The organism is Rhizobium sp. 25PS6 (assembly GCF_032464655.1).
Lineage (GTDB): Bacteria > Pseudomonadota > Alphaproteobacteria > Rhizobiales > Rhizobiaceae > Rhizobium > Rhizobium laguerreae.
On sequence record NZ_JAWDIV010000030.1, the window covers coordinates 63,992 to 86,259 of the forward strand.

Consider the following 22,268-nt stretch of genomic DNA (forward strand, 5'->3'; position numbering starts at 1 on the left):
GCATGATGACCCTCAGCGCCGCCATGACCAAGGTCCAGAGCCTCCTGATGAACCAGGCGGTTTTGCTCCTCAATGCAGGCATGCTGGGGCTTGGGACGTTGATGACGGCCGTTCTCGGCTTCATCTACTGGTGGTTCGCGGCGCGTTCCTTCTCGGCCGAGGCTGTTGGCCTCGCCGCCGCCGCCATATCGTTGATGAATCTCCTCGCGAATCTCGGTGAAGTCGGTCTCGGACCCTTCCTGATGGGCGAGATAGGCCGTCAGAAAAGAGCAGGCCCATTTCTGACTGGCGCCCTCCTGGCCGCGTTCAGCGCCTCCATCATGGTGGGGCTGATCTATCTTGCTGTCGCTGCCTTCACATCGACGCAGCTTGGCTCGATCGTCGGTTCCTCAGCGACCGATCTTTTCTTCGTCGGTGCTTGCGCTCTGACTGCCGTGACCCTCGTGCTCGACCAAGCCCTGGTCGGCCTGTTGCAGAGCGGCCTTCAACTGGCCCGAAATGTCATCTTTGCCGCCAGCAAGCTTCTTCTGCTGGTCGCTCTCGGTCTGACACTTGGCCGGGCGAGCAGCGAACTGGCGATCTTCACCACCTGGTTTACCGGGCAGCTCGTCTCGCTGGTCGTCGTGGCCGGGCTTCTTGTTTATGCCGGCAGGCGCGTTTTCCACCGGCCGGAGATTCACGCCTTCCGCCCGGCGCTCGGACAGGTTTTCGGCCATCATACGCTCAGCATCGCTGTTCAGGCGCCGGCGCTGCTGCTGCCCTTCGTCGTCACGGTGATGCTGTCGGCCGAGATCAACGCCGCATTCTATGCCGCCTGGACGGTGCTGAACGTCGCGCTTCTCGTCCCTGCATCACTCGCCTCGGTGTTGTTTGCCATCGCTTTTCGGGAGCCGGAGCTATTTCCCGCGCGCCTGCGCCTGTCGCTCGGCCTGTCGATGCTGGTTTGCGCGGCGACTGCCTTGGCGTTCCTCTTCCTGTCGCGCTTCATGCTCTGGATATTCAATCCGGCCTATGCTGTGATTGCAGGAAATAGTCTCCAGTTTCTGGGCATTGCCGCTTTCGGAATGGCGTTGAAGTATCATTATCTCGCGGTTCAACGTGTCCGGCGGCGCCTGGGTTTGGCCACGCTCGTTCTGATCGGCGGTGCGGTGCTGGAGATCGTCGCCGCTGCCGCCGGCGCGCAATTCGGGATTGCAGGCACTGCCAACTTCTGGGTCATTGCTGTTTTTCTGGAAGGCCTGCTTCTGTGCCCGGCGTTGTATTGGGCCGCACGGCGCACTGGGACGCCGTCCGCCACCGCGCCATCAGCGGCAGACGGCGTCTCGACATACGGCAATGTCCTCGACAAGGCCGACCAAATCGGAATTGCGTCACGGGCTTGAGAGGGAGTTTCTTCGCATGAGGCCTATTCACCGTTTCCGGAATTTCGCTGTCGGCGCTGCGGCGGTGGCGCTTTTTTGGTCTGCTCAAGTCGGATCTGCGGACGCGCAGTCATCTGCGCATCCATCTTTCGTCACGACGAAAGAGGGGGGCTTCCTGCTGGACGGAAAGCCATTTCGCGTGGCCGGCGTCAACAACCATTATCTGACATTTGGCTCGCCAGGCGAAGTCACCCGCGTGTTGGACGATGCCACGGCAATGAGTGCCAATGTGGTGCGCACCTTCCTGCAACCGGTTATAGGGTCGCTGGACGGCCAGGTGCCAACGATCTGGAATTCAAAGAGCACGGCCGATTCCAGCAATCTGGGCACCAAGGGCATCTATATGATGAGTTGGGATCCGATAACCAACAAGATGGTTCCCAACGACGGACCCGACGGCCTGCAAAAGGTCGACTACCTCATCGCGGAAGCGGCGAAACGCAAGCTTAAGCTGATCCTCGCATTCGTCGATTTCTGGGCCTATACGGGCGGTGCCCAGCAGATGAACGCCTGGTACGGGAGTTCGGACAAATACACTTTTTTTGCCGCTGATCCGCGAACTCGCCGCGATTACAAGGCATGGGTTCGGCATGTTCTGTCGCGCGTCAACACGATTACTGGCGTCCGCTATTCCGATGACCCCACCATATTTGCCTGGGATCTGGCCAATGAACCTGACATCCATCCCAAACCGCTCCTTCATGACTGGGTGTCGGAAATGTCAGCCTATGTCAAATCCCTGGCACCGAAACAGCTCGTCACGACGGGCCATGGGAACATGGAACAGAAGCTGGCGGATATGAACATTCCCAGCGTCGATTTCGGCACGTGGCATGGCTACCCATCCTACGTCAAAATGAGCCATTCCGATTTCGACGCCCGCATTCGCGAATACTGCGCGATCGCACGAAATATCGGAAAACCGGTGATCCTGGAGGAATTTGGAATTCCCCGATCCGATGCCGATCAGGCAAATGCCTATGAAACTTGGCTGAACACGATCGCCACCTCGGATTGCGGAGGCTGGGTGGTCTGGCGGCTTACCAGCACGCAGGATTCGGGCCTCTATCCTGAGGACGACTACGACAAATTCGACATCCATAACGATGGAAGCCCTGCTTGGCAGGCTCTGCGCGCCGCCGCCCTCAAGCTCAACGATTGAGGCTATGAGTCTTCCGCCGGTCAGCATTCGTCGTCTAGAGCGGTAGGTCGGGTATGCCACGGGGCTGCCATTCGACTTGATGGCTGCCAACAACCGAGCATACAGCTCGATGGCGAAAACCGATTTCAAGAAGAAAATATAGGTGACACGAACCCGGATGGGTTGCGCGTCCTTTCCCCCGGACCAGGATGATTTGACGCCGGGTCGGCTAGACGAGTGATAGCGATCCTAGCACGCCAGACTATTGACCAAAATGCTTCCACATTTTCTTGCGATATAAACTGGGCCTCCGGCTTCGCCGGATGTTTGCGCTCTCCACTATACCAGGGGAAAACCAGAGAATTTTCGAAGGTCAGCATTTGTTAATATGAATAATGCGGACGGCTCGCCCGCAGAAGCGGTATCGTATAATGAAACATCATCGGGCTAACCCGATTCGAGATAGGGATTGCGGCAGTGAACTCTTCACGCTTTCTTCAATCAGTCGCCGAAGCCGAATCCCATGATACACGCTTGAATTTCGCGCGCGCCGCGATTTTTCAGCTGTATAGTGCTTGCCTGCCGACCGGTTCTGCGCCGGCTCAGTTTTCCGTCGAACTCACCCTATCTGAACAACAAGCAGTCACGCTTGTCGTCCGGCCGGTTGTCAATAGTATCGAGGCACTTGGCGGGCTTGTGAAATCCCTGTTTTCGACAAAGGCGGAGACCGTACTGCGAGCCGTCCCATGCAGGGTGGAGGATAAGCTTGGATCCGGCATTGGATTGATGCTTTTCGTCGACGACGAGCCGATGATTACCATCGGATCGCTCGCCGATAATAGCGGAATGTTTCTCCGCCAGATCGAGCCCGCATCCAGGAACACGTCCGGGGTTGCCACAATCGGCACGGTGGTAGGCCAACGACTTGCCAGTGTGGTTCCTATTCCGACTGGATCTCTCCAGCGTAAGCCGAAATAACGGGCTCTGAGCAATCAAGGTATCAGCAGGATACTGCCCGCCGAGCGTCCGGATTCGATCTCTTCGTGCGCCTTCGCAACATCGGCCAAACGATATTCGGCACCGATCTGCGAAACGGGCGTGAGGCAAGGATGGCCGGTGCTCGATCTCTGCCGCATCACATCACTTTTCACAAAGCCGTCGGCCGCCGGAATATGGCTGATAAGTACAATCGGACGGCCGAAATGAGCGGTAACTGCGCGAACAGGCGGTGATGTTACAGGACAGGGGTGCGCCTTGACCATCGACTACTGCTTCGGCCGATCGCATTCCGTTCAGAGTCGGTTCGGTCGTTGCCTCACGCATGAAGTCCCGCCAGATATGCGCTGGCAGGTCGCCGCCCGTCACCCCCTTCATCGGCGCGTCATCATCATTGCCAACCCAGACACCGACGACGAGCGCTTCAGTGAATCCGACGAACCAGGCATCACGATTGTTCTGGCTCGTGCCGGTCTTACCGGCCGCAAACGTGCCAGGATCTGCCCCACGTCCAGTGCCGCGCTCGACCACCAACTGCAGCAGGCCGAGGAGGTCGGACTGGTAGGGCGAAAGATCGACATTCGGCTTTGCTTGTGAGCCAACTCGAAACGTCGTGGGCTGTCCTGCCGCCTGAAAGTCGATGATGCCCCACGGCCTGACAGGTGCCCTGCCGAGTTGGACGGACGCATAGGCGCTGGTGAGGTTAAGCAGATTTACTTCCGATGTGCCAAGCGCCAAAGACGGCGTGTTTGCCAGTGGCGCATCGATGCCGAGTTCACGCGCTGCGGCAATCACATTGTCCAGTCCTACCTCTTCGGCAAGCGCCACTGACGCGGCATTGAGCGATCGCGCGAATGCCTCGGCAAGCGTTACCCAGCCGCGATAATTGCCACCGGAATTTTCTGGCGACCAGCCATTGATGTCAATTGGCGCGTCCGGAACTTGGTCAGACAAGGTGAGCCCAGCCTTCAATGCTGCGTAATAGACGAATAGCTTGAAGGTGGAACCCGGCTGGCGCATCGCAGTGACGGCGCGGTTGAACTGGCTTGCCTTGTAGTCGCGCCCGCCAACCATCGCTACGACCGCGCCGTCGGGCGTCATCGCGACCAAGGCGGCTTGCGACGCAACGACGGTCTTTCCTTCACTGTCCAGGGCTCTATTCACGACCCTTTCGGCGATCTGCTGCAACCGCGGCACCAACGTGGTGCGCACCGTCGTCGAACCTGGCGAGGAACCGGCGATTTCGCTTGCTTGCGGCGAAATCCAGTCGGCAAACCAGCTTCCGGAGCGCGGCGTGGGCGTCGTTGGGTGCAGCCTGGCAAAGCTGGTCTTGGCTTCCGCCGCCTGTGGCTCGGTGATCTTGCCATTGGCCGCCATCGCGTCGAGAACGACCAAGGTGCGCTGCCGGGCACCTTCGAAATTGTCGATGGGATTCCATTGGCTCGGCGCCCGCAGCAACCCCGCCAGCATCGCCGACTCCGGCAGGTTGAGGGCGCCGATGTCCTTGTTGAAATAGATGCGCGCAGCGGCAGGCGTGCCGGTGGCGCCCGCGCCAAGATAGACGCTGTTGAGATAGCGCGTCAGGATTTCCGCCTTGCCGAGCTTCCACTCCAGCCAAAATGCGATGACGACTTCCTGTATCTTTCGTTTTATGGTTCGGTCGCTGTCGAGGTATTGCAGCTTGATAAGTTGCTGGGTAATCGTGCTGCCACCCTCCACCACCGAGCCAGCCTCCAAGTTGCGCAGAAGCGCCCTCCCGATGCCCCTGGGGTCGACGCCGAAATGATCCATGAACCGGCGATCCTCGATCGAAAGGACGGCGGCGATCAGATGGGTTGGAAACTGGTCGTATCGAGCATATGGCCCTTGATAAGGTCCCTGTCTTACCAGCGGCGCACCGTCAGCGGTTTCCAGCACGACCACCGGCTTTAACGTTCCATCCCGGATTTCGCTCCAGGGCACGTCTTTCAGTGCCCACACCAGGACGCTTCCTACAAGGAGGCAGACAAGCAGGGCCGACCCGATAGCGAATTTGCGCCAGCCCGCAATGAACGGAGCGCTTCGTCGACTCTCACGCGGCTTTGATTGCTGACCGCGTCCCACTTTCACCAAAGCACTCGTCATCCACTTGTGGGAAGCTGACGCGATTCCGGGTCGCGTCGACCTCAGTTTCGTCCTCCAAAACAATGCGGCCGTCTTGATCTTTGCCAAAGCAGAACTTGCCTGCAAATCTTGGCGCAGCGCACGCAACAGAGTCCAGGCGGCCCGTCGAGTTTGGCCGAACGATCCGTGTGGAAGTTGCGGGTCGTCGGCTTGGATGTTTCCTGCTAAATCCGAGGCAGCCACTTGCGCTGGCGAATTTGGTGTCTGATTGCGACCCGAGCTCGAGCTGCTAACGCTTTCATCTGAGGATTCGGGAGAATTGGGCATCGATTACCGCGACAAAGCCAACGCACAATGTCCTTTATAGCCGGGTGATGCGGAGTGTTCCACCGCAAAAGGCCCCAACGGTTCCAAGGAATTTCCGGGCTCGATGCCCTCGGGCTGCAAGGCAACGATCTGCGCGTCGAAGGAAGGCCGACTTTCGGCTGGGCGTCGGGCGAGTTTTTGTTTGTTAATGTGCGACTTGGGAAGCGACCGACATCAATTCCTGGGAATTCGGTGCTTTGAATGTCTGAAGCCCAGCCTCCAGAACTTCTGTGAAGCTCCAGCGTACAATGCCCTCCCGGTCGATTAGGAACTGACCGACAAGCTGCCCGTGGTCGGCAGTCATCATCTGCCTATCGGCTTCGGTAATCTGATATCCTTCCTTCTTGTTGAGAAATTCATTCATCGCCATCACGCCCACAGGCTTGGGCAACTCGCCCGGAAGATCGAACCGTATCGCCATGACGGTGTCGATCCCGACCTCGCGTAAGCCGAAGGCTTGGTGCGAAGCCCGTACCGGGTCGGAAGCAGCAAGAAGATCGGGCATCGGATGGTAACGGAAATAGAGCCGCGCGCGTTCGACTGGGGTGTTTACCACCGCCAGGGATTGAACGCCTTTCTCGCGCAGCATCGGGTTGAGATATGCCATGGCCGCGACATGGCGCCGGCAGAACGGACAATGCAGGCCCCGAAACAAACCTATCAACAATGGGCTGCGGCCACGAAAATCATCAAGTGCGATCTTCCCCTCGCGCGAGATCGCATCAAACACAACGTTCGGGACCCGGTCGCCCGGTTGTAGCGGATGGTCGACATAGAGCGTGGACATGGACAACCTCCTCGCTCGGGGATCAGTCGAGAAAAGGCGCCACGTTAAGTGCTTCGAGGTCGAGATTGAGCGTTGCAAGGCCTGACCTCTCGTTTTACCGCACCGCCAGGATCCGACCTAAGAATGGCCCCACATCGGCCCGCGGGCAAGCGGAAAACGGCGAATCGTGAATTGAAAAAGTCCGTTTTCTGCAAACTCTGATTTTTTAGCGGCCGTAGACGCCGACACACAAAATTGAGCGGGGGACCTGCCAATTTTGCGTTCAAGCAGCGTGGGGCCGCGTAGCGGAAGTGGCACACAGAGCGGCTCGATCACATCGATAAGGGAAAGTCATTGCTGTTGATCACTGCGGCGGTTTCGCCAGTCGCTTTGAGTTTCTCGCCCTGCGAGTCACAGCACGTCCAGTTTTCGGCGGATTCGTGCCAGTCGCCATCCTACGCCGCACCACCAGTTGTACTGTAAGAAGTGATTTACCACGCGCGGCATGTTAGCTGATGACGATGAAACCGATGGAGGTAACGCCGGTGCCCAGATTTCTTGCGGTCTACACCATGAAACCAGAAGCCCTCGCGTCGTTCCGAAGCTTGCCTAAAGCCGAGCAGGATGCCGTCGATGCTGCCGGCATACCCCAGTGGTCAGCCTGGGAGGAACATAATGCTGCATGCATTCTTGATCGCGGTGGCATGGTGGGCAAAACGACACGCGTGACGAAGGACGGGGTGCAAAAAGCTGAGAACCAGTTCTGTGGCTACCTGGTCGTGGAGGCGGAAACCGCTGATGCCGCCGCTCGCTTATTCCGGGACCATCCGCACTTCAATGTGTTTCCTGGTGACGGTGTAGATATCATGCCGTTTCTGACTTGAAGACGGTCTGGCGAACATCACCGACTTCCGCTTCTCTCACCTGCCTGTTGGAGGCGGCGGAAGTCCGCTAAGGGCCAATAACCGGCGTGAAGAGCTTGCCGCACCGTCCGAGGATCTGATCAATTTCATCACTGAAATTTGCGACAGCGCCGTTCGCGAAGACTCCGCCGGGCGCAGCAAGCGGATCCGGCCCTGCATAAGGGGCCAGCCTTGCTGGCCCCTTACCTATTTCAGATATCGCTTGCAGCGCTCGACCAGAGGTCGGCCGCTTCGGCTGCCGTCATGCGCCGTACCTCGGCCTCATGGCTGCGGCTGGCGAAGAGTTCGCTTGCCATGATCTGCTCGGCAAGGTCGGCCGGAAGCGAGAGGATGACGCGGGCTTCGCCGTTGTGCAGGCCGCCAAGTTCGGTGCGCTTGCCGGTCACCATGCCGCCGGCGACCGTGTTGTTGGTCTCCGGATCGATCAGGATGAAGGAGCCGGAAAGCCGGTTCTGCTCATAGGGGTCGAAGATCGCCGCTTCGTCGAAGACGAGCCGGACTTTGCCGATGGCGTTCATGTAGAGCCGCTGGGCGGCGTTCCAGGCGCCGGTTTTCAGCTCCAGCTGGCTGAGCGGCTGCACCTGCACGCGCTGACGGCGGCTGCCGCTCTTCAGCCAGTAGCGTTTGCCGGGCTCGATGCCCTCGGGCTGCAGTGCTACGATCTGCGCGTCGAAGGCAAGGCCGACCTGCGGCTGGGCGTCGATCGAGACGATCATGTCGCCGCGCGCCACGTCCACCTGGCGGTCGAGCACCAGGGTGATCGCGTCGCCGGCAACGGCGGCGTTGCGGACGAGATCGAAGGTAACGATCTTGGAGACATTGGCGACCATGCCCGACGGCAGGATCATGACGCTGTCGCCCGGCTTGACCGAGCCGCCGGCAACCGTGCCCTGATAGCCGCGGAAGCTTTCGCCCGGACGCGAGACGCGCTGGACGGAAAGGCGGAAGCCGACCGTCTGCGACGAGCGCACGGTGGCAAGCTCCAGCGTCTCCACCAGCGACGGGCCGGTATACCAGGGCATGGCGGCCTGGCCGGAATAGACGACATTTTCGCCCTTCAGCGCCGACATCGGAATGGCGGTGATCTGCTTGACGCCAAGCGACAGAGCAAACTCGCGGAATTCGTGGCTGATCTTGTCGAAACCGGCGCGGTCGTAGCCCGTGAGATCGATCTTGTTGACGGCGAGCACGAACTGCTTGATCCCGAGCAGCGAGGCGATCGTGGCGTGGCGGCGCGTTTGTTCCAGAATGCCGAGGCGCGCATCGACGAGCAGGATGGCGAGATCGGCGGTCGAGGCGCCGGTCGCCATGTTGCGGGTATATTGCTCATGGCCGGGCGTGTCGGCGACGATGAAGGAGCGCTTGTCGGTCGAGAAATAGCGATAGGCGACATCGATGGTGATGCCCTGTTCGCGCTCGGCCTGCAGGCCGTCGAGAAGCAATGCGAAGTCGGGCAGGCCGAGGTCGTTCTGCTTGCCGGTGGAATCGCGCTGCAACGTGGCGGCCTGGTCTTCCTTGACCGCCTTGGTGTCCCAGAGCAGGCGGCCGATCAAGGTCGACTTGCCGTCATCGACGCTGCCGCAGGTGATGAGGCGCAGCGGCCTGGTATCGCGCTGGGCCTTGAGCGGCTCGGCGGCGGGCAGGTTGACGACGGTTGCGGCCGAGACGGCGGTTTGGGCTGCGGTCATCTCAGAAATATCCTTCACGCTTCTTTTTTTCCATGGAGCCGGACTGGTCGCGATCGATGGCGCGGCCCTGGCGTTCGGACACCGTTGCAATTTCGAGTTCGGCAATCACCTCTTCGAGGGTGGTGGCCTGTGAGCGGATGGCGCCGGTCAGCGGGAAGTCGCCGAGGGTGCGGAAGCGGATCATGCCTTCCTGGCGGACTTCGCCGGGCAGCAGTTCCAGGCGCGGATCTTCGGCCAGGATCATCATGCCGTCGCGCTCCACGAATGGCCGCTTCTTGGCGTAATAGAGTGGCACCAGCGGAATGTCCTCGGCCTGGATGTAGCGCCAGATATCGACCTCCGTCCAGTTCGACAGCGGGAAGGCGCGCACGCTCTCGCCCTTGCGGATCATGCCGTTATAGATGTTCCAGAGTTCCGGCCGCTGGTTGCGCGGATCCCAGCGATGATCGGGCGTGCGGAAAGAATAGATGCGCTCCTTGGCGCGGCTTGCTTCCTCGTCGCGCCGCGCACCGCCGAAAGCCGCGTCGAACTGGCCGGCATCGAGCGCCTGGCGGAGCCCCTCGGTCTTCATGATGTCGGTGAAGGCGGCCGATCCATGCGTAAACGGCGTGATGTTTTCAGCCTTGCCGCGCGGATTGATGTGTTCGATCAGATCGAGATCATACTTCTTCGCGGTCTCGTCGCGGAAGGCGATCATCTCGGAAAATTTCCAGCCGGTGTTCACATGCAGCAGCGGGAAGGGCACGCGGCCGGGATAGAAGGCCTTGCGCGCCAGGTGCAGCAGCACCGAGGAATCCTTGCCGATCGAATAGAGCATGACGGGACGCTCGAATTCGGCCGCAACCTCGCGGAAGATGTGGATGGACTCGTTTTCCAGCGCTTTCAGATGCGGGTCGAGCGGCGCCTTGGCGCTCTGCGGATTGCTGAGTTCCGTATCCGGACGGCTATCGGGCATGTGTTACTCCAGACTGTCGATCCTTTGCGGGTGCCCGCAAAGCAATTCCTTGGCGTTGGCTTCCCCAAGGCTGCGGCGGTCGCCGCGCCCTGATTGGGAAAGCCGTGGGGTGATTATTGTGCGGCGATCGCTGCGGCCTCTTCGGCGACATGCAGGCCGCATTCGCGCGTCTCGTCCTGCTCCCACCACCAGCGGCCGGCGCGTTCCGGCTCGCCGGGCTTGATCGCCCGCGTGCAGGGTTCGCAGCCGATCGAGGGATAACCGCGGGCGTGCAGCGGATTGACTGGCACGCCATTTGCGGAAACGAAGGCTTTGATCGCCTCCAGGTCCCAATCGGCGAGCGGATTGACCTTCAAGAGGTGACGTTCGGCGTCGTATTCGGCAAAGGGCGTTTCGGCGCGGTTGGCCGATTGGCCGCGGCGCAGGCCGGTGACCCAGATCGCAGCACCTTCGAGGGCACGTGCAAGCGGCTTCAGCTTGCGCACGCCGCAACAGGCATGCCGGGCTTCGACGCTCTCGTAGAAACCGTTGAGGCCGTATTGCGCCGCATAGGCATCGATATCGGCCTTTTCTGGCTCGAAGCGATGGATATGGATGTCGTACTGGCTTTCGGTCTCGTCGATCAGCGACAGCGTCTCGGCAAACAACCGGCCGGTCTGCAGCGTCGCGATATCGATCGGCAGGCGGTGCGTGCCGATCTCGGCGGTGATCACCTGGTCCTCGATGCCGAGTGACGTCGTGAACACCACGCGGCCGCCAAGGCCGGAGACCAGCGACAGACGTCCGGCAAGGTCGAGACCTGCCAGTCTGTCGTTCAGCGCCTCGGCTTCCGCAATCGGCCCTTCTTCCGCAATCGTATTGATAGCAGTCATGAGAATCCTGTCCTTTGTTGACGTGAGTATCGCAGTTCACGCATGGATCGGACAGAAAAAGGGATTTCGAAAGCTGCGGGCGGAGGAGCAAATATCTCTCCGAAGCTGCCGCGATGCAGAAAAGCAGCCGCCTGCGGATGAAAATCCACATCGGCAGCTCGAATGTCTATAGAAATAGTAGAGTTACACGCAGCTTGTCAATCCGAAATCTGAAGTGATGCCGAAAATGGTGCAGAAGGCGCGGTTTTGGCATAAATTAAGCGCGCTTGGCCGAGGGCGAAAAACAAGGCCAAAACGCTTGTCTCTCAAGGCTTTCTCCGGCGCGTTCAAATTCCGTTCATGCTGGTTGTGCCATAGAGACAAAAGAACTTCTGTAGCGGTGCGAAGATTCGTGCCGTCTGTGTGTCGATGGTCAAAAATGATTACGCAAAAGGCGAAATATGCGCTGCGGGCGCTCACGGTCTTGGCTGATGCCGATGCCGACGAACCGGTGATGATTTCCGATATCGCGGCGCAGCAGAAGATCCCGAAGAAGTTCCTCGAACAGATCCTGCTCGACCTCAAGCATCACGGCATCGTCGTCAGCCGTCGCGGTAAGCAGGGCGGTTATCTCCTGCTGAAGCCGGCCCACGCTATCACCTTCGGCGAGATCCTGCGCATCATCGACGGCCCGATCGCGCCGCTTCCGTGCCTGTCGATCACCGCCTACCGCCGGTGCGACGATTGCGACGGCGAACAGAACTGCCAGATCCGCCATATCTTCGCCAAGGTCGCAGACGCCACCCGCAAGGTGCTGTTCTCCACCACTATCGCCGACGCCGTCGCCCCAAAGCACAACGCCGAAGTCACCCGGCTGCTGGCTTGAGCTTTTAGCATTACGTCAGGAATGAACGACGGTTGTATCGACCCTACGGCCGCAGACCTCCTATCGTATAGCCGCCATCAACGGTGATCTCTTGCCCGGTGACGAAGTTGGCGTCTTCGGAAAGCAGCCAGGCGACGGTTCCCGCAACATCCTCCGATGTCCCGTTTCGCCCAAGAGGCGTGTGTGCGGCGAGGCGTGCGGCAAAAGCCGGATCGATAACATCATCTGCCATCGGAGTCAGAATGATGCCGGGATTGATGGCATTGATCCGGATGTTTCGAGGACCTTGCTCCACCGCGAAGGTCCGCATCATGGCAAGCAAGGCCCCTTTCGTGCTTGCGTAGGCTCCCGCACCCGGCATCACGCCGCCTGCCGTCCACGAGGCGTTGATGAGAATGCTGCCTCCCTTCAGAAAGGGCAGGCAGTGCTTGAGCGTGAAGAAGGTGCCTCGAAGGTTGGTGGCGATCAGCGCGTCGAAATCATCCGCATCGGTCACTGCCAGTGGCTTGAATTCGCCGAGAACCCCTGCATTGGCAAAGACGGCGTCCAGGCGTCCGAAGCGTTCGATCGTCTTCTCGACAGTCGCCGCGACGGCTTCATTGTCTGCAATATCGCAAGCAATCGCGATTGCCGCACCGCCCGATACCTCGATCTCCGACAGCAGTTGACGGAGTGGATCCAGGCGGCGGCCGACAAGGGCTACCTGTGCACCTTCGGCCACCAGGCGAAGGGCAGCGGCCCGCCCCATACCCGTTCCAGCACCTGTAATGAGGACCGTTTTGCCGATGAATCGAGTTTGCGTCATGTCTTGCTCCTTGAATGAATTGCGTCATGGCCGTTGTAATTCCAGCGGCATTTCACGATAATTGGAGAAATTGCGTATTCATTTGAAAGCAGAATTATCGAATGGGTCTTTTTCGCTCCATGCAGGTGTTTGTCACGACGGTGCAGGAAGGCTCGATGAGCGCAGCATCGGTAAAGCTCGGCATATCGCCGGCGATGGTCGGGCAACATGTGGCCGCACTGGAGGAGCGGCTCGGTACGCGCCTTCTGAACAGAACCACGCGTCGCCAGAGCTTGACGGATTTCGGCATGAGCTATGTCGAGCAGTGCAGGGACATCCTGGAGCGCGTAGCAATTGCGGATCAGGACGCAGAGGCATCACAGACGAAACCGCGCGGGCTATTGAGGATCACGGCGCCGACGACTTTTGGGGCAGAGGTTTTAATGCCGGCTTTGCATCATTATCGGGAGCTTGCCCCTGACGTGACGCTGGATATCACCTTGACGGATCGCAACGTCGATATCGTCGAAGAAGGTTTCGACATTGCTATCCGCATTGGAGAGTTGCCCGATAGCCGCCTCATCGCGCGTCATCTCGCTCCCTATCGAATGATGATCTGTGCTTCACCCGATTACCTCGAGCGTCACGGGAATCCCGGCCATCCAAGCGAACTTTCCGGCCACGAAACCATCGGCTTTACCCCGGCAGCACGGTCGCCATGGAAGCTGTCGAAAGGCAAGGATGAGGTCGAAGTCGTCCCTAAAACGGCAATCACCGTCAACAGCGGTCAGGCTGTCCGCATGGCTGCTCGGGCTGGGCTGGGTGTCATCATGCAGCCAGCCATTCTCCTGACGTCGGATATACAGGCTGGCCTTCTCGTCCGGCTCTTCCCGGATTGGAAACTGCGTGAACGGCCCATGTCGCTCATCTACCACCGTGATCGACGCATGACCCCGCGCTTGCGCAGCATCATCGCCTTTGCCATTGCAGAATTCGGCAGGGAACCTGAGGACTAGGTATATCGTCCCGCCGAATGACCTGAAGTCATTTGCCGGCAGAGACGCCTCTTGCTTCAAGATTTGGTGAAATCCCTTTTCTTCCAGTGGAGATGCTCCACCTGCCTGCCCATGCTGGTAGGGAGAATATCATGTTTGGAATCTCAACACAGCGGATCGTGGCTGCGGCCATATTCTCGGCGGCCCTCGCGACAGGCGCGGCCGCTCATCACGGCTGGTCGTGGGCCGAGGCGGATCAGATCGAACTGCGCGGCACCATCGAGAAGATCTCGATGGGCGGTCCGCATCCGACGCTCGATGTCGCCACCGCCGATGACGGCGTCTGGCTTATCGAACTCGGCAATCCGCGCCAGACCGAACGCTCCGGCTTCGTCGAAGGCGTGGCCAAGCCCGGCGACCAGGTGGTGGCCCTTGGAAACCGTTCGCAGGATCCAAAGGAGAAGCGAATGAAGGCGGTGCGTCTCACCATCGGAGAGAAGCGCTACGATATCTATCCCGACCGCATCAAGACGAACTGACCTCTGGGCGAACTGACCTGTCGTGATGGACACGCTCGAATGGCTGTCGGCTACCACGCCTGCGCTCGCGCTCCGGCGTTCCGGAACGCTTTACATGTTGGTCAACGCAGCCCATATCCTGGCGATCGGCCTTTTGGTCGGCGCCATCCTGCCGCTCGATCTGAGGCTCGCCGGCTTCTTCCGCAAGGTGCCGGTTGAGATCGTCGCGCCGTTTCTATCACGCGCCGCCGCCGTCGGCCTTGCCGCGGCCGTTGTCACCGGCTTTTGCCTCTTCAGCGTCCGGGCGGTGGAATATGCCGCCAATCCCGCCTTCCTTGCCAAGCTTTGCCTGATCGCCATCGGCCTTCTCAACCTGTCGATCGTTCATTTCGGGCGAGGCTGGAAAACGGCGGTATCGACAGGCATCGTCCGGCCCGGCCTGCGCTTCTCCGCCACCCTGTCGGCCGCGATCTGGATCGCCGCTGTGATCGCCGGACGGTGGATCGGATTTCTCTAAGGCAAAGACCCGCTTGCCGGTCTTCGATCTCATCCATAGCAACTTGCTATAATTAGATAGTTGCGCTAGATTGCAGCCATAGCAAAATGCGATACGCGATTCCGGATTTATGCACATCATCACGCAGAAAAAAATCTGGGAGGCGAAAGACCGATGGCCTCAAACAGCCAATGCCCTGGATACTTGGTATCGACTGATGAAGTCGTCGGAGCCGACAGACTTCGCCGACATGAAATCACTGTTTCCGGCAACGGACAAAGTCGGGCAGCATCACGTGTTCGACATTGGCAGCAACAAGCTGCGCTTGATCGCGATGGTGCACTACAAATTTAGGAAGGTCTATATTCAGCGGATTATGGATCATGCCGAGTACGACAAAGGAGCATGGAAGGGTTAGGCCGATGAGCGCACTTGTAAAACTGGTAAGCGAGCACTGGACGCATGTGGCTCCTCTTCTTGCCATGCCGGCCAGCGAAGCTGAGTATGATCATCTCGTGAAGCAACTTGACGAGATTCTCGCTGAAGTGGGCGACGATGAGGATCATCCTTTGGCGTTGCTTGCGTCTCGCATGGCGGACCTTGTTGAGGCCTATGACGAGCAAAACCGCCCAATGCCTCCGGTGACTGGCGCCGATGCACTCCGTTATGTCATGGAGGAGCGCAGCCTTGGCCAGTCCGAGCTGCCGGAAGTGGGCGCTCAGTCCGTCGTGTCTGAGATTTTGAGCGGGAAGCGACAAATCAATGTTCGACAAGCCCGCGCGCTGAGTGAGCGATTTCTGATACCGGCATCCGTATTTCTATCGCTCTGACGATAGACATTCCCGACGACCAGCGACGACCGGTCGGTGGCAGTGCTGCCCAATAGCTCTCTACGCTTCAGCGGTCGCTGACGGCCGCGCGCGGATTGACTCACGGTTCCTGGTTCGAGCGCGCCAGCGGCTGTTTGCCGAGGATATGGTCGGCCGCCTTCCCTCCGGTCATGATCGATGGTCCGTTCAGGTTGCCGAAGGTGACGTGCGGGAAGATCGAGCTGTCGGCGACGCGCTCCCTCCGCGGGCTCGAGCGGCACGGCGGTTTCAACATGCTGTTCGAATTCATCGCCCGAATCCTCTGCCGCGACCATCCCACCGTCAGCCTCGCAGCATGCGACGAGCTTCGTAAGCTTCCAGGAACTCCGGAGAGGCGACGTCATCGGCCAGCGCGCGCAGCGCAGCCGCGGAAGGACCGAGCACCACCTCAACGCGCTGATTGGCATCGGCCCACAGGGCCAATGCCTCGTGCAGGCGTTGCTCGCCAGGCGTCGTCAGCATTGCGTGCTTCGTCCGGCCATCATGTTCGTCAGGCATGAGCTCGACCAGTCCGTCCCGGACGAGCGGGCGAAGGGCGTGGGTCAAAGCAGAAATGCTGACGGCAAGACGCTCGGCGAGCAATAGCAAGGTTGGCCATCCATGGCTGCCCTCGTGCAACGCTGCGATCTGGGTCAGAAGGCCGACCTGGGTGGCCTTCAGGCCGGTTGGCGCTACTGCGTCATCATAGATCTGCCCCAACCGCCGTGACGCGCGTCGAAGGGCGGTGTTTGTGCACACGAGTTCGGCCAGGAGCTCCGGCGGGGTCAGCCTGCCCGCGCGCAACTCCTCCCCTGGATTGCCAATCGAAAGTTTCTTGCCCATCCCAGTGAAATAGTTGAGGGCTCATCCATTGACAAGAGGACATCGTGACCATACGTAAACTTGAGCACTCAACCAAATAGGATTTTGACATGTCTGCATCATCGCCCAAGCCAGTTGCCCTCGTCACCGGCGCCTCCGCTGGCATCGGCGCCATCTACGCCGCGCGCCTCGCCGAAAGGGGCTATGATCTCATCCTCGTCGCCCGGCGGGCCGATCGTCTGAAGGCGCTCTCGGACAAGCTCGGCGCAGCCCACGGCACGAAAGTCGAGGTCGTGGAAGCCGACCTGACGAAAGACGCCGACGTCACCCGCGTTGAAAAGGTGCTGAAGGAAAATTCAGCGATCACGCTCCTCGTCAACAACGCCGGCAACTCGACCTTGGCTCCGGTCGCCAAGACCGCTGAGGAAGACGCGGCTGCGATGATCGCACTCAATGTCACTGCGCTCACGCGTCTGACGCACGCCATTCTGCCTGCATTCCTCAGCCGCAACCTCGGCGCGATCATCAACGTCGCTTCGGTCTTGTCCTTTCATGCCTTGCCGATCAGCGCGATCTACAGCGGCACCAAGGGCTATGTGATGAACTTCAGCCGGGGTCTGCAGCAGGAGTTGGCTGAGACCAATGTCCGCCTGCAACTCGTCATGCCGGCGGCCACGGCGACCGAACTCTGGGATTTGTCGGGGGTGCCGCTGGCGTCGCTCAACCAGGCGACCGTCATGACGTCCGAAAACCTGGTCGACGCCGCCCTGGCCGGTTTCGACAAGGGTGAAGATATCACGCTGCCATCCGTTGCCGACGCCAGTCTGTGGGACAAGTTCGACCAAGCCCGATCCACACTGTTCGCCGCGACGCAGACCGGTGAACCTGCGCCCCGTTACCGCGCCGTCTAGACGCCCCGAACGATCGAGCGCACGGATTAACCCGTACGCCAGCGGCGTCGGCAGATCCGTGCGGTTGATTGATATTCATTTTAAGGAGATTCCATTGCCCAGCTTGTTCGACCAATTTACGCTGAAAGGCGTCATCCTCCGAAACCGCATCGCGGTATCCCCCATGTGCCAATATTCCGCGATTGATGGCGTTCCGAACGACTGGCACGCCGCCCATCTCACAAGCTTGGCGCGCGGTGGCGCTGGCCTCGTCAACGTCGAAGCCACGGCTGTCTCTCCGGAGGGGCGTATCACGCCGGGCTGTACCGGTCTTTGGAATGATGTCCAGGCCGAGGCATTTGGGCCGATTGTCGCCGGCATCGAAAAGGCGGGCGCGGTCGCAGGGATCCAGATCGGCCACGCCGGCCGCAAGGCCAGTGCAAACCGCCCTTGGGAAGGCGACGATCATATTGCCGATAGCGATCCGCGCGGCTGGGAAACCATCGCACCGTCCGCCATCGCGTTCGGCGGCGGCTTGGCCAAGGTGCCGCGCGCCATGACGAAGGCCGACATAGATCGCGTCCGTGGCGATTTTGTCGCTGCAGCGATCCGCGCGCGCGACATCGGATTCCGCTGGCTCGTGCTGCATTTTGCTCACGGGTATCTCGGCCAGAGCTTCTTCTCGCCGCATTCGAACCAGCGCGACGACGAATATGGCGGCAGCGCCGATAACCGTGGACGCTTTCTCCTTGAGACGCTGGCGGCCGTTCGTGAAGTCTGGCCCGAGGATCGTCCGCTCACGGCTCGCTTCGGCGTCATCGAGTTTGACGGTCGCGACCAGGAAACCCTGCGGGACGCGATCGATCTAGTCGGAAAATTCAAGGAGGCCGGCCTCGACTTCATCGACGTCAGCCTCGGCTTCTCAACTCCGGCCGCCAATATTCCCTGGGGTCCAGGGTTCATCGCGCCTTACGCCGATCAAGTCCGCAAGGCCACTGGCCTCCCCGGTGCCGCAAGTTGGAACATCACTCAGCCGGAGCAAGCGGACGAACTTATCCGAAGCCGGCAGCTTGACCTGGTTATGATCGGCAAGGCGATGCTCGCCAATCCGCATTGGCCCTACGAAGCCGCGCGCAAGCTCGGTGTCGAGCGTCCGTCCTGGACATTGCCTGCCCCTTACGCACATTGGCTCGCATCCTACCGCACTGCCTGATTGATCGGGGCTCTCGAACAGCGTTGAGGGCCCTTGTCTCTTGGCATAAAGGAAGCCACGAAGTCTTTTGGTCACCTGCATAGACGAACAAAGTACCGTCGGACGGCTCGCTTCTTATCGATCGCTGACGGCCGCGCGCGGGTTGACCCACGGTTCCTGGTTCGAGCGCGCCAGCGGCTGTTTGCCGAGAATATGGTCGGCCGCCTTCTCGCCGGTCATGATCGATGGTCCGTTCAGGTTGCCATAGGTGACGTGCGGGAAGATCGAGCTGTCGGCGACGCGCAAGCCATCGACGCCGATCACCCGCGTTTGCGGATCGACCACCGCCATCGGATCGTCCTTGGCGCCCATCCGGCAGGTGCCGCAAGGATGATAGGCGCTTTCCAGATGTTCACGCAGGAAGGCGTCGATCTCTTCGTCGCTTTGCACGCCTTCGCCCGGCTGGATCTCCGGCCCGCGATAGTCGTGAAAGGCGCTCTGGCCGAAGATTTCGCGGGTGAGCCGCACGCAGTGGCGGAATTTTTCCCAATCCTCGGCATGGCTCATATAGTTGAAGCGCAGCACCGGATCGGCCTTGGGATCGGCGGAGCGTAAGCTCACGCTGCCGCGCGATTTCGACAGGTTATAGCCGACATGAACCTGGAAGCCGTGGCTCTTCGCCGCCGCCTTGCCGTCATAGCTGATAGCCACGGGCAGGAAATGATACTGGATGTCCGGCTGCTTCAGCCCGGGTGCCGAGCGCAGGAAGGCGCAGGCTTCGAACTGGTTGGAGGCGCCGAGCCCGCCGCGCGAGAGCAGCCATTGCGCGCCCGCCACCCCCTGCCAGAACCAGGGCAGCCAGGAATAGAGCGACACCGGCTTGGTGCTCACCTGCTGGAAGTAGAATTCCATATGGTCCTGCAGGTTGGCGCCGACGCCCGGCCGGTCTACCTTCACCGCAATGCCCATGTCCTGCAGATGTTGGCCCGGACCGATGCCCGACAGCATCAAGAGCTTCGGCGAATTGAAGGAGGAGGCCGAGACGATCACCTCGCGGTTCGCCTTCACCACCTCTGTTCTGCCGTTGCGCTCGATCTCGACGCCGGTCGCCCGCCCGTCCTCGAACACGATCCTCTGCGCAAAGCCGTAGACGATCCTGACATTCTGCCGCTTCAGCGCCGGCCTCAGATAGGCGTTGGCAGCAGACCAGCGGCGGCCGCCGAAGATGGTCTGCTCCATCAGACCGAAGCCTTCCTGCTTGCCGCCGTTATAATCCTCCGTCGTCTCGAAGCCCGCCTGTTTGCCGGCCTCGACGAAGGCGCGAAAGAGCGGATTGGTGAAACCGCCGCGCTGGACATGCAGCGGCCCGTCGGTGCCGCGCCAGCCTTCTTCGCCGCCATGCGAATGTTCCATCCGCTTGAAATAGGGAAGCACGTCGGCATAGGCCCAGCCGCTGGCGCCAAGCTCCTCCCAGCGGTTGAAATCCTCGGCATGGCCGCGCACATAGACCATGCCGTTGATCGAGGAGGAGCCGCCGATGACCTTGCCACGCGGCGCGGTGATGCGCCGGTTGTTGAGGTTCGCCTCCGGCTCGGACAGATAACCCCAGTTATATCGCCTCATGCTCATCGGCCAGGCAAGCGCTGCCGGCATCTGGATGAACGGCCCAAAATCGCTGCCGCCCGCCTCGATGACTATGACGCTGTTCTTGCCGTCTTCCGACAGACGGTAGGCGAGGGCGGAGCCGGCGGAGCCCGAGCCGATGATGACGAAATCTGCTTGTTGCATGACGTTCCCTTAAATTCTTTGCAACGGTTCGAAGACCCCGCCCCAAACCCCTCCCCACAAGGGGGAGGGGCTTAACTTGCGGCACCGGTTTTACCCTCCTTCGACCTCATCGTTTGTGGCGCTGATTTCGGAGTGAGGGGGAGCGGCAGGCTAGCCCCTCCCCCTTGTGGGGAGGGGTTGGGGAGGGGTCTTAATCCCTTCAGTACGGCGCCACCACCGGCCCCATGCCCACATAGACCGTCTTCAGCTCGGAATAATGCTCCAGCGCGGCCAGCGAATTCTCGCGGCCGAAGCCGGATTGTTTCGAGCCGCCGAAGGGGATTTCTACCGGGCAGAGATTATAGGTGTTGATCCACAGCGTGCCCGCTTCCAGCCGGTCGACGACGCGGTGGGCACGGGTGAGGTCGGCGGTGAAGACGCCGCCGGAAAGGCCGAATTCGCTGGCATTGGCGCGCGCGATCACCTCCTCCTCGGCGTCGAAATCGAGCACGCACATCACGGGGCCGAAGATCTCCTCGCGGGCGATGGTCATGTCGTCGGTGACATCGGCAAACACCGTCGGCTGCACATAGTAGCCTTCGCCGGAGACATTGTTCGGAATGCCGCCGCCGGCAATGAGTGTCGCGCCCTCGGTCTTGCCCTTCTCGATGTAGGAGATCACCTTCTCGCGCTGCGCCCAGGAGACCATCGGCCCGACCTGCGTCGCCTCGTCCATCGGGTTGCCGATCAGCATCGCCTCGGTGCGGACCTTCAGCCGCTTCAGGAATTCGTCCTTGATAGCCTTCTGCACGAAGACGCGCGTGCCGTTCGAGCAGACCTGGCCGGTCGAATAGAAATTGCCGAGCATGGCGCCCCCAACCGCCGAATCGAGATCGGCATCGTCGAAAACGATCAGCGGCGACTTGCCGCCGAGTTCCATCGTCACGTGCTTGAGGTTGCCGGCGGCCGCCGCCGCCACCCGGCGGCCGGTCGGCACCGAGCCGGTCAGCGACACCTTGGCGACATCGGGATGGTTGACGAGCAGCGGCCCGGTGTCGCGGTCGCCCTGGATCACATTGAAGAGCCCTTTCGGCAGTCCCGCCTCGTGCAGGATCTCAGCGATCTTCAGCGCCCCGAGCGGCGTGTTCTCCGACGGTTTGAACACCATGGCATTGCCTGAGATCAGCGCCGGCGCAGCTTTCCAGCAGGCGATCTGCTGCGGATAGTTCCAGGCGCCGATGCCGACGCAGACGCCGAGCGGCACCCGCTTGGTATAAGCGAAGTCCTGGCCGAGCGGGATATGCGAACCGTTGAGGCCGGCCGGCGCAATGCCGCCGAAGAATTCGAAGGCATCCGCACCCGAGGTCGGGTCTGCGACAACAGTCTCCTGGATCGGCTTGCCGGTATCGAGCGTTTCCAGTTCGGAGAGCGCCCGGTTTCTCTCGCGCATGATGTCGGCCGCCCGTTTCAGGATGCGCCCACGCGCCATCGGGCTCATCGCCGCCCATCCCGGCTGGGCGCGTTTGGCGGCGGCGATCGCCCTTTCGACGATCGCAGGCGTTGCGGCATGCAGCCGGGCGATCACCTCGCCGGTCGCGGGATAGAGGCTCTCGATGACGGTGCCGTCGGTATCCTCGACATATTCGCCGTCGATGAAGTGCGAGGCTTTCGGTTGGGCTTTCATGTCATTTGTCCTTCGTTTTGTCGGCCACGGCATAATGAAAACGCCCTCATTCCTGTGCTCGTCACAGGAATCCAGCCACCGCGCGTCCGCGCGGTGAATGACTCTTTATTTTGGAAAATATTCCCTCTCGCGCCCAAGGACTTGGGCGCACTGGATTCCTGTGACAAGCACAGGAA

Annotated in this window: 22 protein-coding genes and 1 pseudogene; 12 read left to right on the forward strand and 11 right to left on the reverse strand. The window is 60.5% G+C overall.

Annotated elements, in window-relative coordinates; genetic code table 11:
- Positions 1 to 2 precede the first annotated feature (2 nt).
- The 3 genes from RWK44_RS32065 (at position 3) to RWK44_RS32075 (ending at position 3,540) form a co-directional block, all read left to right on the forward strand.
- Positions 3 to 1,382, forward strand: coding sequence for a hypothetical protein (locus RWK44_RS32065; RefSeq protein WP_316029959.1), 1,380 nt, complete (start codon positions 3 to 5; stop codon positions 1,380 to 1,382).
- Between the two features lie 16 nt (positions 1,383 to 1,398).
- Positions 1,399 to 2,583 (forward strand): glycoside hydrolase 5 family protein, encoded by a 1,185-nt coding sequence (locus tag RWK44_RS32070; protein ID WP_131666474.1) that lies wholly within the window; start codon positions 1,399 to 1,401, stop codon positions 2,581 to 2,583.
- Positions 2,584 to 3,039: 456 nt separating this feature from the next.
- Complete coding sequence (locus tag RWK44_RS32075; RefSeq protein ID WP_316029960.1) at positions 3,040 to 3,540, forward strand: hypothetical protein; 501 nt, start codon at positions 3,040 to 3,042, stop codon at positions 3,538 to 3,540.
- Positions 3,541 to 3,554: 14 nt separating this feature from the next.
- Here the strand turns inward: RWK44_RS32075 and RWK44_RS32080 are convergent.
- From RWK44_RS32080 to RWK44_RS32090, 3 genes and pseudogenes are all read right to left on the reverse strand, one after another.
- Positions 3,555 to 3,656, reverse strand: a pseudogene (locus tag RWK44_RS32080) (quinone oxidoreductase); the annotation flags it as partial.
- A gap of 46 nt (positions 3,657 to 3,702) precedes the next feature.
- Positions 3,703 to 5,988, reverse strand: coding sequence for a PBP1A family penicillin-binding protein (locus tag RWK44_RS32085; protein ID WP_316029961.1), 2,286 nt, complete (start codon positions 5,986 to 5,988; stop codon positions 3,703 to 3,705).
- A 184-nt stretch (positions 5,989 to 6,172) separates the two neighbouring features.
- Positions 6,173 to 6,814: a peroxiredoxin-like family protein gene (locus RWK44_RS32090; protein ID WP_077975872.1), complete on the reverse strand. Its 642-nt coding sequence runs from the start codon at positions 6,812 to 6,814 to the stop codon at positions 6,173 to 6,175.
- Positions 6,815 to 7,338: 524 nt separating this feature from the next.
- Between RWK44_RS32090 and RWK44_RS32095 the strand changes: the two genes are divergently transcribed.
- Positions 7,339 to 7,677 carry a hypothetical protein gene (locus RWK44_RS32095; protein WP_077976274.1) on the forward strand — a complete coding sequence of 113 codons (339 nt, stop codon included), beginning with the start codon at positions 7,339 to 7,341 and terminating at the stop codon, positions 7,675 to 7,677.
- Positions 7,678 to 7,907: 230 nt separating this feature from the next.
- On the opposite strand, the gene cysN is transcribed toward RWK44_RS32095, so the two are convergent.
- From cysN to RWK44_RS32110, 3 genes are all read right to left on the reverse strand, one after another.
- Positions 7,908 to 9,404 carry a sulfate adenylyltransferase subunit CysN gene (gene cysN / locus RWK44_RS32100; RefSeq protein WP_131641531.1) on the reverse strand — a complete coding sequence of 499 codons (1,497 nt, stop codon included), beginning with the start codon at positions 9,402 to 9,404 and terminating at the stop codon, positions 7,908 to 7,910.
- 1 nt (position 9,405) lies between these two features.
- On the reverse strand, positions 9,406 to 10,359 hold the full coding sequence (gene cysD / locus RWK44_RS32105) for a sulfate adenylyltransferase subunit CysD (protein ID WP_003546395.1): 954 nt from the start codon (positions 10,357 to 10,359) through the stop codon (positions 9,406 to 9,408).
- Between the two features lie 113 nt (positions 10,360 to 10,472).
- On the reverse strand, positions 10,473 to 11,231 hold the full coding sequence (locus RWK44_RS32110) for a phosphoadenylyl-sulfate reductase (protein ID WP_018068798.1): 759 nt from the start codon (positions 11,229 to 11,231) through the stop codon (positions 10,473 to 10,475).
- Positions 11,232 to 11,649: 418 nt separating this feature from the next.
- On the opposite strand from RWK44_RS32110, the gene RWK44_RS32115 reads away from it, so the two are divergent.
- Positions 11,650 to 12,096, forward strand: coding sequence for an RrF2 family transcriptional regulator (locus tag RWK44_RS32115; protein WP_131641529.1), 447 nt, complete (start codon positions 11,650 to 11,652; stop codon positions 12,094 to 12,096).
- Between the two features lie 43 nt (positions 12,097 to 12,139).
- Here RWK44_RS32115 and RWK44_RS32120 read toward each other — a convergent pair whose 3' ends face one another.
- The gene (locus RWK44_RS32120) at positions 12,140 to 12,901 is read right to left on the reverse strand and encodes an SDR family NAD(P)-dependent oxidoreductase (protein WP_077975878.1); all 762 of its coding nucleotides are present in this window, start codon (positions 12,899 to 12,901) and stop codon (positions 12,140 to 12,142) included.
- A 119-nt stretch (positions 12,902 to 13,020) separates the two neighbouring features.
- Between RWK44_RS32120 and RWK44_RS32125 the strand changes: the two genes are divergently transcribed.
- The 5 genes from RWK44_RS32125 (at position 13,021) to RWK44_RS32145 (ending at position 15,719) form a co-directional block, all read left to right on the forward strand.
- Positions 13,021 to 13,896 carry a LysR family transcriptional regulator gene (locus tag RWK44_RS32125; RefSeq protein ID WP_260692841.1) on the forward strand — a complete coding sequence of 292 codons (876 nt, stop codon included), beginning with the start codon at positions 13,021 to 13,023 and terminating at the stop codon, positions 13,894 to 13,896.
- 131 nt (positions 13,897 to 14,027) lie between these two features.
- Positions 14,028 to 14,414 carry a DUF6152 family protein gene (locus tag RWK44_RS32130; protein ID WP_316029962.1) on the forward strand — a complete coding sequence of 129 codons (387 nt, stop codon included), beginning with the start codon at positions 14,028 to 14,030 and terminating at the stop codon, positions 14,412 to 14,414.
- 22 nt (positions 14,415 to 14,436) lie between these two features.
- A complete protein-coding gene (locus RWK44_RS32135) occupies positions 14,437 to 14,910 on the forward strand; it encodes a DUF6644 family protein (RefSeq protein ID WP_316029963.1) in 474 nt (157 codons plus the stop codon).
- 109 nt (positions 14,911 to 15,019) lie between these two features.
- A complete protein-coding gene (locus RWK44_RS32140) occupies positions 15,020 to 15,307 on the forward strand; it encodes a type II toxin-antitoxin system HigB family toxin (protein WP_131666468.1) in 288 nt (95 codons plus the stop codon).
- Positions 15,308 to 15,311: 4 nt separating this feature from the next.
- On the forward strand, positions 15,312 to 15,719 hold the full coding sequence (locus RWK44_RS32145; protein ID WP_316029964.1) for a helix-turn-helix domain-containing protein: 408 nt from the start codon (positions 15,312 to 15,314) through the stop codon (positions 15,717 to 15,719).
- Between the two features lie 100 nt (positions 15,720 to 15,819).
- On the opposite strand, the gene RWK44_RS32150 is transcribed toward RWK44_RS32145, so the two are convergent.
- Complete coding sequence (locus RWK44_RS32150; protein WP_131666466.1) at positions 15,820 to 16,008, reverse strand: hypothetical protein; 189 nt, start codon at positions 16,006 to 16,008, stop codon at positions 15,820 to 15,822.
- A 32-nt stretch (positions 16,009 to 16,040) separates the two neighbouring features.
- Positions 16,041 to 16,580, reverse strand: coding sequence for a MarR family winged helix-turn-helix transcriptional regulator (locus RWK44_RS32155; protein WP_131666463.1), 540 nt, complete (start codon positions 16,578 to 16,580; stop codon positions 16,041 to 16,043).
- An 89-nt stretch (positions 16,581 to 16,669) separates the two neighbouring features.
- Here RWK44_RS32155 and RWK44_RS32160 point away from each other — a divergent pair, with 89 nt between their 5' ends.
- Both RWK44_RS32160 and RWK44_RS32165 read left to right on the forward strand, forming a co-directional pair.
- Positions 16,670 to 17,470 carry an SDR family NAD(P)-dependent oxidoreductase gene (locus tag RWK44_RS32160; protein ID WP_131641522.1) on the forward strand — a complete coding sequence of 267 codons (801 nt, stop codon included), beginning with the start codon at positions 16,670 to 16,672 and terminating at the stop codon, positions 17,468 to 17,470.
- Positions 17,471 to 17,564: 94 nt separating this feature from the next.
- The gene (locus RWK44_RS32165; protein WP_316029965.1) at positions 17,565 to 18,662 is read left to right on the forward strand and encodes an NADH:flavin oxidoreductase/NADH oxidase; all 1,098 of its coding nucleotides are present in this window, start codon (positions 17,565 to 17,567) and stop codon (positions 18,660 to 18,662) included.
- A gap of 114 nt (positions 18,663 to 18,776) precedes the next feature.
- Here RWK44_RS32165 and betA read toward each other — a convergent pair whose 3' ends face one another.
- The gene (gene betA / locus RWK44_RS32170) at positions 18,777 to 20,429 is read right to left on the reverse strand and encodes a choline dehydrogenase (protein WP_131666461.1); all 1,653 of its coding nucleotides are present in this window, start codon (positions 20,427 to 20,429) and stop codon (positions 18,777 to 18,779) included.
- A 199-nt stretch (positions 20,430 to 20,628) separates the two neighbouring features.
- Positions 20,629 to 22,092, reverse strand: coding sequence for a betaine-aldehyde dehydrogenase (gene betB / locus RWK44_RS32175; protein ID WP_131666767.1), 1,464 nt, complete (start codon positions 22,090 to 22,092; stop codon positions 20,629 to 20,631).
- Positions 22,093 to 22,268 lie beyond the last annotated feature (176 nt).

Coding starts and splice junctions, on each gene's coding strand:
- RWK44_RS32065 (WP_316029959.1), top strand. CDS start 3: ATGATGACCCTCAGCGCCGCCATGACCAAGGTCCAGAGCCTCCTGATG.
- RWK44_RS32070 (WP_131666474.1), top strand. CDS start 1,399: ATGAGGCCTATTCACCGTTTCCGGAATTTCGCTGTCGGCGCTGCGGCG.
- RWK44_RS32085 (WP_316029961.1), bottom strand. CDS start 5,988: ATGCCCAATTCTCCCGAATCCTCAGATGAAAGCGTTAGCAGCTCGAGC.
- RWK44_RS32090 (WP_077975872.1), bottom strand. CDS start 6,814: ATGTCCACGCTCTATGTCGACCATCCGCTACAACCGGGCGACCGGGTC.
- cysN (WP_131641531.1), bottom strand. CDS start 9,404: ATGACCGCAGCCCAAACCGCCGTCTCGGCCGCAACCGTCGTCAACCTG.
- cysD (WP_003546395.1), bottom strand. CDS start 10,359: ATGCCCGATAGCCGTCCGGATACGGAACTCAGCAATCCGCAGAGCGCC.
- RWK44_RS32110 (WP_018068798.1), bottom strand. CDS start 11,231: ATGACTGCTATCAATACGATTGCGGAAGAAGGGCCGATTGCGGAAGCC.
- RWK44_RS32115 (WP_131641529.1), top strand. CDS start 11,650: ATGATTACGCAAAAGGCGAAATATGCGCTGCGGGCGCTCACGGTCTTG.
- RWK44_RS32120 (WP_077975878.1), bottom strand. CDS start 12,901: ATGACGCAAACTCGATTCATCGGCAAAACGGTCCTCATTACAGGTGCT.
- RWK44_RS32125 (WP_260692841.1), top strand. CDS start 13,021: ATGCAGGTGTTTGTCACGACGGTGCAGGAAGGCTCGATGAGCGCAGCA.
- RWK44_RS32130 (WP_316029962.1), top strand. CDS start 14,028: ATGTTTGGAATCTCAACACAGCGGATCGTGGCTGCGGCCATATTCTCG.
- RWK44_RS32140 (WP_131666468.1), top strand. CDS start 15,020: ATGCACATCATCACGCAGAAAAAAATCTGGGAGGCGAAAGACCGATGG.
- RWK44_RS32145 (WP_316029964.1), top strand. CDS start 15,312: ATGAGCGCACTTGTAAAACTGGTAAGCGAGCACTGGACGCATGTGGCT.
- RWK44_RS32150 (WP_131666466.1), bottom strand. CDS start 16,008: ATGAATTCGAACAGCATGTTGAAACCGCCGTGCCGCTCGAGCCCGCGG.
- RWK44_RS32155 (WP_131666463.1), bottom strand. CDS start 16,580: ATGGGCAAGAAACTTTCGATTGGCAATCCAGGGGAGGAGTTGCGCGCG.
- RWK44_RS32160 (WP_131641522.1), top strand. CDS start 16,670: ATGTCTGCATCATCGCCCAAGCCAGTTGCCCTCGTCACCGGCGCCTCC.
- betA (WP_131666461.1), bottom strand. CDS start 20,429: ATGCAACAAGCAGATTTCGTCATCATCGGCTCGGGCTCCGCCGGCTCC.
- betB (WP_131666767.1), bottom strand. CDS start 22,092: ATGAAAGCCCAACCGAAAGCCTCGCACTTCATCGACGGCGAATATGTC.